Annotated in this window: 12 protein-coding genes; 6 read left to right on the top strand and 6 right to left on the bottom strand. The window is 69.2% G+C overall.

Going from position 1 to position 12356, the window contains the following annotated elements; all coding sequences use genetic code 11:
• Positions 1-9: 9 nt before the first annotated feature.
• Both VHP37_30070 and hpnH read right to left on the bottom strand, forming a co-directional pair.
• Positions 10-1101, bottom strand: coding sequence for a glycosyltransferase (locus tag VHP37_30070; GenBank protein HEX2830623.1), 1092 nt, complete (start codon positions 1099-1101; stop codon positions 10-12).
• A gap of 28 nt (positions 1102-1129) precedes the next feature.
• A complete protein-coding gene (hpnH, locus tag VHP37_30065) occupies positions 1130-2176 on the bottom strand; it encodes an adenosyl-hopene transferase HpnH (protein ID HEX2830622.1) in 1047 nt (348 codons plus the stop codon).
• Positions 2177-2486: 310 nt separating this feature from the next.
• Between hpnH and VHP37_30060 the strand changes: the two genes are divergently transcribed.
• The 5 genes from VHP37_30060 to VHP37_30040 are packed head-to-tail and all read left to right on the top strand — an operon-like array spanning position 2487 to position 8212.
• Complete coding sequence (locus tag VHP37_30060) at positions 2487-3542, top strand: phytoene/squalene synthase family protein (protein HEX2830621.1); 1056 nt, start codon at positions 2487-2489, stop codon at positions 3540-3542.
• On the top strand, positions 3539-5500 hold the full coding sequence (shc, locus tag VHP37_30055) for a squalene--hopene cyclase (GenBank protein ID HEX2830620.1): 1962 nt from the start codon (positions 3539-3541) through the stop codon (positions 5498-5500). The genes VHP37_30060 and shc overlap by 4 nt, the downstream gene beginning before the upstream one ends.
• Positions 5497-6231: a hypothetical protein gene (locus VHP37_30050; GenBank protein ID HEX2830619.1), complete on the top strand. Its 735-nt coding sequence runs from the start codon at positions 5497-5499 to the stop codon at positions 6229-6231. The genes shc and VHP37_30050 overlap by 4 nt, the downstream gene beginning before the upstream one ends.
• Entirely contained in the window at positions 6228-6614 is a 387-nt protein-coding gene (locus VHP37_30045) for a copper resistance CopC family protein (protein ID HEX2830618.1), read from the top strand. Before VHP37_30050 ends, VHP37_30045 begins: the two co-directional genes overlap by 4 nt.
• Positions 6611-8212, top strand: a complete 1602-nt coding sequence (locus tag VHP37_30040) for a CopD family protein (protein HEX2830617.1) — start codon at positions 6611-6613, stop codon at positions 8210-8212. Before VHP37_30045 ends, VHP37_30040 begins: the two co-directional genes overlap by 4 nt.
• 205 nt (positions 8213-8417) lie before the next feature.
• On the opposite strand, the gene VHP37_30035 is transcribed toward VHP37_30040, so the two are convergent.
• The 3 genes from VHP37_30035 to VHP37_30025 are packed head-to-tail and all read right to left on the bottom strand — an operon-like array spanning position 8418 to position 11421.
• Positions 8418-8960 (bottom strand): CDP-alcohol phosphatidyltransferase family protein, encoded by a 543-nt coding sequence (locus tag VHP37_30035; protein ID HEX2830616.1) that lies wholly within the window; start codon positions 8958-8960, stop codon positions 8418-8420.
• Between the two features lie 51 nt (positions 8961-9011).
• Entirely contained in the window at positions 9012-10418 is a 1407-nt protein-coding gene (locus VHP37_30030) for an aspartate aminotransferase family protein (protein HEX2830615.1), read from the bottom strand.
• Between the two features lie 28 nt (positions 10419-10446).
• The gene (locus VHP37_30025) at positions 10447-11421 is read right to left on the bottom strand and encodes a lysylphosphatidylglycerol synthase domain-containing protein (protein HEX2830614.1); all 975 of its coding nucleotides are present in this window, start codon (positions 11419-11421) and stop codon (positions 10447-10449) included.
• Between the two features lie 31 nt (positions 11422-11452).
• On the opposite strand from VHP37_30025, the gene VHP37_30020 reads away from it, so the two are divergent.
• Positions 11453-12040 (top strand): methyltransferase domain-containing protein, encoded by a 588-nt coding sequence (locus VHP37_30020; GenBank protein ID HEX2830613.1) that lies wholly within the window; start codon positions 11453-11455, stop codon positions 12038-12040.
• A 176-nt stretch (positions 12041-12216) separates the two neighbouring features.
• On the opposite strand, the gene VHP37_30015 is transcribed toward VHP37_30020, so the two are convergent.
• The coding region (locus VHP37_30015) for an IS630 family transposase (GenBank protein HEX2830612.1) at positions 12217-12356 on the bottom strand (140 nt) is incomplete at its 5' end.

Genomic DNA, 12356 nt, shown 5'->3' with positions numbered 1-12356 from the left:
GGCTATCCGTCAGGTTGCGTACACGCGGCCCTTCCACCGCGCGCGTTCGCGGCGATAGTAGCGCAGCGCCGAGGTCCAGGTCATCGCGAGGAAGAGCGTGGCGATGACAAGCAAGGCGAGCGCCCACGCGGGCGAGCGCCGATAGAAGCGCAGCGTCGGCAGGTAGCTCGCGATCGTCGCGGCGATCGCGGCCGCGCCCAGGACCTGCACCGCGGCGCGCGCATCGAACAGCGCGATCACCGGTACCCAGAACGCGAGCACCATCAGCGCGGTGCACGCGCACAGCCAGCCGACCGCATAGCGCAACTGGGTGTAGGCATTGCGCTCGACCATCGCCCACACGTCGGCGCGCGCCGGATACGGCCTCAGGCTGTGCGCCGAGCGGGTGAGCCCGATCCACGTCATGAAGCCCGCGCGCTTCACGCAGCGCGCGAGCGTGCAGTCGTCGATGAGCGCGCCTTTGAGCGCCGCGAATCCGCCGATCGCCTCCAGCGCGCGCCGTTCGACGAGCACGCAGCCGCCGCTCGCCGCGGCCACTCGCGAGCGCGGCGAGCTCGACAATCGAAACGGATAGAGCAGCGCGAAGAAGTACACGAACGCCGGCATGAGGAGCTTTTCCCAGAACGCTTCGAAGCGCGGCTGCGGCACCAGCGAAGCGAATGCGATCCCCTCGTGCTTCATCTTCGCGAGCAGCGCGTCGACGATGCCGGCCCCGAGCTCGATATCGGCATCGACGAGCAGCACGTAGTCCGTCGTCGCGTGCGCCCGGCCCTGCTCGAGCGCCCACACCTTGCCGCTCCAGCCGCTCGGCATGGCCTCGCCGCGCACCACGCTCGCGCCGGCAGCGCGGGCGATGGCGGCGGTGTCGTCTTCGCTCTGGTCGTCGACCACGACCGCGTCCACGCCTTGCGCGCGCACGCTCGCGACGCAGCGCGCGACGAGCGCCGCTTCATCGCGCGCGGGGATCACCGCGGTGACGCTTCCCGACACCACCCTCGCGGGCGCCTGCGCATCGAGCACCGGACCGGCGCGCCACGGCCGCCACGGCACGAGGAGGAGCGCCCACCACAGCGCGGCGGCCGCGGCGGCGAGGGCGAGCATCGGGTCTACGGGAATCGGCAGGCCCGCGTTACGGCCGGCCTGGCTCGCCCGCGAGCGCGCCCGCGGTGCGCGGCCCGCGCAGCGAGACCAGCATCGCTTTCACGGGGTGGGTGACCGCATCGTCGACCGCGGTCGGCTCGTACCCGCAGTGGACCATGCAGTCGGCGCACTTCGGGTTGCGGCCGGTGCCGTAGGCGTCCCAGTCGGTCGTCTCCATCAGCTCGCGAAAGCTCTTCGCATAGCCTTCGTCGACGAGCAGGTAACACGGTTTCTGCCAGCCGAAGACGTTGCGCGTGGGATTGCCCCACGGCGTGCACTGATAGGCCTGGTTGCCCGCGAGGAAATCGAGGTACAGGCTCGACTGGTTGAAACGCCACTTGCGGCCGCGGCCCAGCCTGAACACTTCGCGGAAGAGCTGCTTGGACGCGGTGCGCCGCAGGAAAATCTCCTGCTGCGGCGCGTGGCTGTAGCTGTATCCCGGAGAGATCGTCACCCCTTCGACACCGAGGTCCTTGCAGTAATCGAGGAACTCCGCGACCTCGGGCGCGGACTCACCCTGGAACAGCGTGCAGTTCACCGTCACGCGGAAGCCCTTCCCGAGCGCGGCTTTGATCGCCTCGACCGCCTTGTCGAAGACGCCCGCGCGGCATACCGAGGCGTCGTGGCGCTCGCGCAGCCCGTCGAGGTGGACCGAAAAAGTGAGATACGGCGAAGGCTTGAACTCGTGCAGCCGCTTCCCGAGCAGGAGCGCGTTGGTGCACAAGTACACAAATTTTTTACGATCGACGATGCCGCGGACGATCTGTGCGATGTCCTTGTGAATGAGCGGCTCGCCGCCGGCGATCGACACGACCGGCACGCCCGACTCGTCGACGGCGCCCAAGGCCTCTTCGACCGACAGCCTGCGGTCGAGGATCGCTTCAGGGTGGTCGATCTTGCCGCAGCCCGCGCACGCGAGGTTGCAGCGGAGCAGCGGCTCCAGCATGAGCACCAGCGGATAGCGCTTAACGCCCGCAAGCTTACGGCCGAGGATGTAGCGGGCGACGCGATAGACCTGGATCAGCGGGACACTCATGGGATGGCGCACTTCATCGACTGGGGGGTGACGCGGCTACAATACGCACGTTACATTTGTGCCGCAGTACACCCGCGCGGTCAAGCGCGGCATAGCTTACGTCGGGCTTACGGTTTGCAAACCCGCCCCGGCGTAAAAAGCGAAAGCATCGGGTGACGGCGTCACCGAAGGAAGGAGTATCGATGAGGCACTTCGGCGCCCGCGACGGCGCGCGGACCGCGCGCGCCGCAGTCTGCGCGTGATGACATCGGCAAGACAAGCCTTGTCGAGCCGGGCTGCGCACGAGCCTGGCAGCGCGTACGCGACCGCCGTGCCGGCCGACGACGCCCTGCAGAGCGCGCTGCTGCAGGACGTGTCGCGCACGTTCGCGCTGACCATCCCGCAGCTGCCGCCGGGGCTGCGCCGCGTCGTCTCGAACGCCTACCTCCTGTGCCGCATCGTCGACACCATCGAGGACGAAGAATCGCTCTCCAGCGGCGAGAAGCGGCGCTTCTGCACGCAGTTCGTGGAAGTCCTCGCCGGCACGCACGCGGCCGGCGCTTTCGTCGAAGAGCTCACGCCGCGCCTCGCGTCGAGTGCGTCCGCCGACCGCGATCTCGTGGTCAGGACGCCGCGCGTCGTCGCGCTCACGCACACCTTCAACGCCGAACAGCAGCAGGCCTTGCGCGACTGCGTCGAAGTCATGGCCGACGGCATGGCGTATTTCCAGGAGGCGCGCCCCGGGTCAGGGCTGGCAGATGTCGCGGAGCTCGACCGCTACTGCTACTGCGTCGCGGGGGTCGTCGGCGAGATGCTGACGCGTCTGTTCTGCGATTACTCGCCCGACATCGCGAAGCATCGCGAGACGCTGATGCCGCTCGCGATCTCGTTCGGTCAGGGCTTGCAGATGACCAACATCCTCAAGGACATCTGGGAGGATCGCAGCCGCGGCGCGTGCTGGCTGCCGAACGATGTTTTCCGTGCGAGCGGCTTCGATCTGACGTCACTCGGCTCGGCGGGTAACGACGCAGCGTTCGGCGCCGCGCTCGGACGTCTGATCGGCATCGCGCACGCGCATCTGGAAGACGCGCTGCGCTACACCCTGCTCATCCCGCGTGAAGAGACCGCGATCCGTCACTTCTGCCTGTGGGCGATCGGCATGGCGCTGCTCACGTTGCGCAAGATAAACGCCCGCCGCGACTTTCGCAGCGGCGCGCAGGTGAAGATCTCGCGCAGGAGCGTCAAGCTCGTCATCGCCGCGAGCCGGGTCGCGGTGAAACGCGACGCGCTGCTCAAAGCGCTCTTCAGGCTCGCTGCCGCCGGCTTGCCGCAGGCGCCGCGGCGCAAGCCTTATTCTCCCGCCGACGACCCGCGCCGCGCCGGATGACCCCGCTGCCTCCCCTCGAATCGTCCGGTCTGCAGCGCGCCGTCGACGTCGCGAGGTCGGGGGCCGGCCGCGCCACCGCGGCGAGCGCGCTCGATTCGAGCATCGCGCGGGCGGCCGCGGCGATCGCGGCCGCGCAGCACCCCGACGGGTACTGGTGCTACGAGCTCGAGGCCGACTGCACCATACCCGCCGAGTACATCCTCATGATGCACTTCATGGGCGAGGTGGACACGGCGCTGCAGTCGCGCATCGCCGTCTATCTGCGCGCCGGGCGTGTGGCGGAAGACGGCTGGCCGCTCTACGCCGGCGGCGCGTTCGACCTTTCGTGCTCGGTGAAAGCGTACTGGGCGCTGAAGCTCGCGGGCGACGACGTGGATGCGCCGCACATGAAGGCCGCGCGCGCGGCGATCCTCGCGCACGGCGGCGCGGCACGCGCCAACGTTTTCACGCGCATCACGCTCGCGCTCTTCGGCGAGGTGCCGTGGCGCGCGGTGCCGTTCATGCCGGTGGAAGCGGTGCTGCTGCCGCGCTGGTTCCCGTTCAACGTGTACAGGATTTCGTACTGGTCGCGCACGGTGATGGTGCCGCTGCTCATCCTGTGCAGCCTCAAAGCGCGCGCGCGCAATCCGCTCGGGCTTTCGGTGCGCGAGCTTTTCACCACCGCGCCCGAGCAGGAGAAACGTTACTTCGAGAAGCGCTCGGCGCTGAACGCGCTGTTCCTCGCGGGCAACCATCTCGGCCGCGCGCTCGAGCCGCTGATCCCGCGCTTCATCCGGCGGCGCGCGCTGCGCCGCGCGGAAGGGTGGTTCGTCGACCGCCTGAACGGCACCGGGGGCCTGGGCGCGATCTTCCCGGCGATGGTGAACGCGTACGAAGCGCTGGACGTGCTGGGATATCCGCGCGACGACGAGCGCGTCAGGACCGCGCGCGAGGCGATCGACCGCCTGCTGGTGATCGGCGAGGCTTCCGCGTATTGCCAGCCGTGCGTCTCGCCGGTGTGGGACACCGCGCTCGCGTGCCTCGCGCTGCAGGAGACCGGCGGTCATGACGCCGCGGTCGATCGCGCGCACGACTGGCTCGCCTCCAAGCAGCTCCTCGATCAGCCGGGAGACTGGCGCATCGCGCGTCCGCGGCTGCCCGGCGGCGGCTGGGCGTTCCAGTTCGACAACGACTATTACCCCGATCTCGACGACACCGGCGCGGTGGTCTGGACGCTGGAGCGCCGCTCGGACAAGCGGCACGTCTTCGCGGTGCGGCGCGCGGCGCAGTGGATCTGCGGCATGCAGTCCAAAGGCGGAGGCTTCGGCGCGTTCGACGCCGACAACACGCACGCCTATCTCAACGAGATTCCGTTCGCCGACCACGGCGCGCTGCTCGACCCGCCGACCGCCGACGTGAGCGCGCGCTGCGCGCTGACGCTCGCGCGCCTGCCCGACGATCCGAAGTATCGCCGCGCCATCGACGATTGCATCGCGTATCTTCGTGCGCAGCAGGAACCGGGCGGCGCATGGTTCGGGCGCTGGGGAACGAATTACATCTACGGCACGTGGTCGGTGCTCGCCGGCCTGCGCGAGGCCGGCGTCGCGCCGGACGATCCCGCGATGCGCCGCGCGGCGGCATGGCTCAAACAGGTGCAAGGCCGCGACGGCGGCTGGGGCGAGGACAACGGCAGCTACTGGGATCCTTCCATCGCGGGTGCGGCGCGCACGAGCACCGCGTTCCAGACCGCGTGGGCGATGCTCGCGCTGATCGCCGCGGGTGAAGGCCACTCCGCGGAAGTCGAGCGCGGCGCGCAGTACCTGCTCCGTAACCAGCAGGCGGACGGGCTGTGGGACGACGACGCGTATACCGCGCCCGGTTTCCCGCGCGTCTTCTTCCTCAAGTATCACGGCTATTCGCAGTATTTCCCGCTATGGGCGCTCGCGAACTACCGCAACGCCGTGCGAGGCGCCGAATGAATTCGATCGGGATCGTCGCCGCTCTCGAGCCCGAGGTCCGGTCGCTGCGCCGCCTGCCCGAGCAGTTCGTGGTCGCGGTGTCGGGCATGGGGCCGGAACGCGCGTACCGCGCCGCGCAGCGCCTCGTGCACTGCGGCGCCTCGGCGCTGGTGAGCTGGGGCTGCGCCGCGGCGCTCGACAGCCGGCTTGCGCCCGGAGCATTGATCGTCCCGCGCGCGATCGTCGACGCGTCGGGTGAAACCCATCTCGTGACTGCCGGGTGGCAGGAGGCGCTTGGCGGCGTGCTCGATGCGAAGCTGAAGGTCTATACCGGACCGCTCGCCGAAGCCCTGCGCACGCTCGCGACGGGAGACGACAAGCGCGCACTGTGGGCCCGCTCCCGCGCGCTCGGTGCCGACATGGAAAGCGCGGCTGTCGCGCGCGCGGCGCGCGACCTCGGCGTGCCCTTCGTCGCGCTGCGCGCGATCGCCGACGGCGCCGACGTCGCGGTGCCGCCCGAGCTCGAGCGTGCGGTGGCCGCCGACGGCGAGATCGACGTGGCAGTGACCGCCGCGCGACTCATGCTCGCGCCGTGGCGCTGGCCGGCGGCGATCCGCGTCGGGCTCGGCTTTCGCGCGGCGCTGCTGACGTTGCGCATCGCCGCCCCCGCGCTGTATGCCACCGCGTCATCCAACCGCTATGCGATCGAAGGCGCCGCCCAGCCTGCCGACGCCTTGCTAGAGCGCGCGTGAGCCTGTCGTCCGCTGCACCGTTACGCGCCCGACTGCGCGCGCTCGTCGCGATCCTCATGCTGTTCGCGGCGACGCCGGCGTGGCCGCACGCGGTCGTGGTCGAATCCGATCCGGCGCCCAAGGCTGCGCTGCGCGCCGCACCCGAGCGCGTCGTGTTGCGATTCAACGTGCGCATCGAGCAGGCGCTGTCGCGCGCGACGCTCAAGCGCGGCAAGGCCGAGCCCGTCGCGCTGACTCCGCTCGATACCGGTCCCGCGCAGACCGACCGCCTCGTGATCCCGCTGCCGAAGCTCGCCGCGGGCGATTACGAGCTGCGCTACCACGTCCTCGCGACCGACGGACACACCACGCAAGGCGTGCTGCGCTTCACTGTTTTGCCTTGAGCGCGTTCGTCGAGTTCGTCGCGGTCGTCCTGTCCGGATTCGCGCTCGTCGGCATGGCGCTCGGCGTCGGGGGCGCGGCTTTCTTCGCTCTCGTGCTCGGGGACGACGCCGCTCACGCGGATGTTCGTAAGCGCTCGCTGCGCCTCGTCGTCGCGGGCGGCGTCGCGCTCGCGGCCTCGCGCCTCGCCGCGCTCGCGCTCATGCCGCTCTCCTATCTGGACGAGCCCGGCGGTGCGCCGGTGCGCGCGCTCTTCGACACCGATTACGCGCGCGCGGCGATCGCACAGGCCGGTGCGGCGCTGGTGCTCGCGTTCACCGCCGCATCGCTGCGCGGGTCCACCGCAACGAAGCGGCGCGGACTGCAGATGGCGCTCGCGGCCGCGCTCGCGCTCGCGTGCGGGGCATGGCTCACGCACGCCTCCAGCCGCGTCGAGAGCGCGGTGCCGCTCACGATCGCGACCCTCGCGCACCAGCTCGGCGCGGCGATCTGGGTCGGCGGCATCGCGCAGCTCGCGTGGCTGCGTTCGCTCGCGAAGTCGCACGCCGCAGATCCGGCGCTGTGGCCGCGCCTGCTCGCGCGCTTCTCGCCGCTGGCGCTTGCGGCGGTCGTGCTGCTCGTCGCGGCGGGGCTCGCGCTCGCGTGGCAGTACATCGGGCACTGGAGCGGAGCGATCGGCACCGGCTACGGCGCCATGGTGCTCGCGAAGGTCGCCCTGCTTGCGGCCGCGCTGGTGCTCGGCAGCCGCAACTACTACGCGACGCGGCGCTGGCGCGCCGGCGACGGCGACGCGGTCGGGCGCAAGGTGCCCGCGTACGTCGAAGCCGAGCTTGCGATCGTGGCGTGCGCGCTGCTCACCGCCGCTTCGCTCACCTCCCAGCCGCCGTCCATCGACGTGCCGGGCGAGCGCGCGGCAGCGGCTGAAGTGATCGCGTTCCTCGCGCCCAAGAAACCGATCCTCGTGCCGCCGCCGCACGACGCGCTCCTCGCCACCGCGGCTTCGACCGCCGATGCGTTCGCGACGCCCAGCGCGCTCGAGCACGAGCAGAACACCTTCAATCACAACATGGCGGGCCTGCTGGTGCTGCTGGTCGCGGCGGCGGCCGCGCTCGATCGCAGCGGCAAGGTGCGGGCCGCGCGTCACTGGCCGCTGCTCTTCCTCACGCTCGCCGCTTTCGTGCTGATGTATGCCGAGCCGACGGTGTGGCCGCTCGGCCCCGAGCCTTTCTGGGCGACGCTCGCGGTGCCCGCGGTGCTCCAGCACCGCCTCGCCGCGCTGCTCGTCGTCGGCCTCGCGCTGTTCGAATGGCGCGTGCAGGTGGGCGGCCTCAAAGCGACGCGCTGGCGTTACGGTTTCCCGCTGCTGTGCATCGCGGGTGGGGCGATGCTGCTCACGCACTCGCATACCGTGTTCGCGACGAAGCAGGTGTTCCTGATCGAGCTCTCGCACGCGATCCTCGGCTTGCTGGCGGTGCTCACGGGCGTGGGGCGCTGGCTGGAGCTCAGACTGCCCGCCCGCGAAGCGCGCGTCGCGGGTCAGCTCTGGACGGTCTGCCTGATGGCGGTCGGCTACGTGCTGCTCTTCTATCGGGAAGGGTGAAAATCGAAAGGCTGATTAACCGCAAAGGACGCAAAGGACGCAAAGGACGCAAAGGAAACCCGATAACGTCATCGCGAGCGCCGAAGGCGCGTGGCGATCTCGTGGCGCACGTTTTCCGTTCGTAACGCGATTGCTTCGTCGCTGCCTCTCCTCGCAATGACGAAATTGCTTTTCCTTGGCGTCCTTTGCGTCCTTGGCGGTTCAATCAGGCTTTAGCACTGCGCCAGCGCCAGAAGGCGAAGACGAGAAACACCGGCGCGCCGATGGCGGCGGCGTAGAGCAGAGGCTCGAGGAGATCGAGCCATGCCATCGGGCCGACGATGAAGAGCGCGTCGTCGGGATCGAAGCCGCCGGCGCCGGGAAAGGCTTCGCCGCTGCCGCCGTCCATCGCGGTCACGATCCAGAAGATCGCGCCGACCGCGCCCGCGGCGACCAAACCCATCGCGAGCGCCGCGGCGCCGAGCGGACCGTGCGACAAGCCGATGCCGATCCCGGCGAAAGCCGTCACGTTCGACGCGACGTCCGACGCAAGATCGTAGACATGGCCGCGCTTCGACGTTTTGGCGCTCATGCGCGCGAGCTCGCCGTCGGCGCGATCGAGGAACGCGGACAGCACGAAGAGGATGCCGGCGACGATGTCCCAGCGCCGGGTGCCGACCGCGAAAGCCGCGGCGGCCGCGAATCCGGTGAGAAGCCTCAGCGTGGTGAGATGGTTGGGCGTGACCGAGGTATTCACGAGCGGCCGCACGCACACCCGCGCCGCCCTGTGCACCCACGTGACCTGGCCGATGGCGCCCTCTCAAGCCTGCTCGGCCTGGCGCGGCCGCGACGTGAGCGCGATCTTGCCGATGCGCATGAGCACGTCCCACGCCGGTCCGGGAAACTTCTGCAGTCCCGTCATCACCTTCTCGAACGCGCCGAGGAACCAGCGCACGTCGTCTGCGCCGATGTTCAAAGGCGGCAGCAGCTTGATGACGTCGATGTGATGGCCGGCGGCCTGCGCGAGGATGTGGTGCTCGTCGAGCAGCGGAATGGTGACGGCCTGCGGAAAGAGGCTCTTGTCCATCTTGTGCATCACCGCCCACGCCGCCTTGCCGCCGAGGCTCTTCGGCTCGCCGAACTCGATGCCGATCATGAGACCCCGGCTTCGGACCTCCTTGATGAAGTCGAAGCGCGGGCGCATCGCTTCGAGCCCTTCGTACAGCAGCGCGCCCACGCGCTCGGCGTTCTCGATGAGCTTCTCGTCGTCCATCACGCCGAGCGTCGCGAGACCCGCGACCATCGACAGGCCGCCTTTGGCGAACGTCGAGCCGTGCACGACCGCGCGCTCGAGGCTCGAGAAGACGTTGTCGTATACCGCGCGGCGCATCAGCACCGCGCCGATCGGCACGTAGCCGCCCGACAGCGCCTTGGAGATGAGCACCATGTCGGGCTCCACGTCGCCTTCGCGGTCGATCGCGAGGAAGCGGCCGGTGCGGCCGAGGCCGGTCTGCACTTCGTCCGCGACGAACAGCGCGCCGTGTTTGCGGCAGAGCCGTGCCGCTTCGGCGAGATAGCCGGAGGCGGGCAGGATCACGCCCTTGCCTTGTATCGGCTCGACGATAAAAGCCGCGACGTCGCCTTCGGAGAGCTCGCGCTCCAGCGCCGCGAGATCGTTGAACGGTATCGCGCGGCAGTCGGGCAGGAACGGCGCGAAGCCCGCGCGGAAGGTGTCGTCGCCGGTGATCGACAGCGCACCGGTGGTGAGGCCGTGGAACGCTTTCTCGCAGTAGACGATTCCCGGCCTGCGCGCAGCACAACGCGCGAACTTGATCGCGGCCTCGACGCTCTCGGCGCCGGAGCTCGTGAAGTGCACGCGCTCCAGATGCGGCGCGACGCGCTTCTTGAGCTCTTCGGCGAGGATGCCGGGCAGGAGCGGCGCGTCGAGCTGCACCAGGCTCGGGTAATCCGACTCCATGAACTCGACGAGCGCGCGCCGCACGTCCGGATGGTTGCGGCCGACCGCGAACATGCCGAAGCCCGAGTTCATGTCGAGGTACTTCGTGCCTTCGACGTCCCAGAGGTACGGTCCCTCCGCGCGCACGTAGCAGCGATCGAAGCCGATCGTTCGCAGCACCTTCACGTACTGCGGATTGACGTGCTGCTCGTGCAGCTCGTAGTTGCGGCCTTCGTGCTTCGCGATGAGGCCGCGGATGTCGAGCGGCATAGGGACTCTCGGAGAAAAGCTGAAGCGATTATACCGAGCGCTTCAAAGCACGCTTGCGCACGAGGTGCCGTCCTTCGGCTATCTGCCACACGATCAGGCCCGGGAGCCCGAGCACGACCTCGCGCACGCGCTTGACCAGCGAGAGCGCGAGCGCGGTCTCCGGCGCAAGACCGAAAGCAGCCCCCAGCAGGACGAACCCGCCTTCCTGCACGCCGAGCGCGCCGGGCACCGGAAACGCGGCGCTGCGCAGCGCCTGTATCAGCGACTCGATCGCGATCGCATCGAGGATGCCGATCGGGCTGCCCAGGAAGTGCAGGGCGATGAACACCTCGCCCGCGCCGAGCACCCATGCCGCGAACGCCCATGCGCAGCTCTTCGCGACGTCGCCGCGCCTCGCGTAGATCCGCGCGACCGCCGCGTCGAGCGCCGCTGCGCTGCCTTTGATCCCATCCCACGTGCCGCCGATCGTGGAGCCGACGCGCCGTGCGAGCGGAGCGAAGAGGCCGCGATGCTGGAGGTACCCGAAGAGAGCGACGAGCGCCGCCGAGATCGCAAGCCCGGCGAGCAGCAGCGCGCCCTGCCGCGCCTGCGGCAGGAGCAGCGCACCGATCGCGCCGAACGCGATCAGCGTAAAGACGCTGGTCGTGATGTCGGCGACGATGCTCGCCGCCGCGTCCGCGGCGGGTACGCCGCGCTGCGCCGCGAGCCGCCCGCGCACGAGGTCGCCGCCGATCTGCGTCGCGGGCAGGAGGTTGTTCACCGATTCGCTCACCCAGCGCATCCACAGGAGATCGGCGAGACGCGCGCGCCGGTCGGGCGGCAGCAGGTAGCGCCACGCGATCGTGTCGGCGGCGAGCGGCACGAGGTGGAACGCGACGACGAGCACTACACCCCACGCGGCTGTCGCCAGCGCCGCGGCGACGTCCGCGTACCCGTAATAGCCGACGAGCGCGACGATGGCGGCGATGCCGGCGGCGAACAGCAGGTACGCAAGCCATTTCATGGCGACAGTGTAGCCGCGCTACTATCGAGCAATGTCTCCCGAGATGATCGAAACGCTGCTCGCGCTGTGCTTCGTGTCCGCCGCGGCGGGCGCGATGCGCGCGAAGATCGGCGGCAAGCCCGGCGACCCTGTCGAAGGCCAGATGGGCAAGGACCTCGTCTGGGTGCCCACGCCGCCCGCGCTGGTCGACAGGATGCTCGACATGGCCGAAGTGAAGGCGGGCGACTACGTCATCGATCTGGGTTCGGGTGACGGACGCTGCGTCATCGCCGCAGCGAAGCGCGGCGCGCGTGCGCTCGGCGTCGAATACGACCTGCCGTTGCTCGATCTGTCGCGGCGTAACGCGCTGAAGGAGGGCGTCGCCGACCGCGCGTCGTTCGTGCGAAGCGACTTCTTCGACGTGGATTTCTCCGAAGCGACCGTGCTGGCGCTCTTCCTGCTGCCGGACGTGCTGGAGAAGCTCGAGCCCGGGTTCGCGAAGCTCGCACCCGGCACCCGCATCGTCACCAACCGCTACGGCATCCCCGGCTGGACGCCCGCGCACGTGTGCCGGATCGGCGGCGAATCGCCGCAGCATTGCACGGCGTTGCTGTACGTCGTGTCTTCAAAAAACAATTGACCGCAAAGGACGCAAAGGACGCAAAGGAAAGCTTTTTTGTCATTGCGAGGAGCGGCAGCGACGAAGCAATCGCGGAACGTCCGCATCGTGCGCCACGAGATCGCCACGCGCCTTCGGCGCTCGCGATGACGTTATGAGGCTTTCCTTTGCGTCCTTGGCGGTTGCAAAGCGCTTTTCTAGTGTGCCGTCCCGTTAATTCGCCTGCAAAGCCGTTCCAGTTTCTGGATGATCGAGTCGGCGGTGGCGGTCCATATGAATGGCTTGCAGTGTTTGTTGTATTGCTGCACGAAGCAATCAATCTTCGCGATCAGGTCTT

The organism is Burkholderiales bacterium (genome assembly GCA_036262035.1).
GTDB lineage: Bacteria > Pseudomonadota > Gammaproteobacteria > Burkholderiales > SG8-41 > JAQGMV01.
The sequence above is the reverse complement of the archived record's forward strand: the minus strand, read 5'-3'. Positions and strand labels throughout refer to the sequence as shown.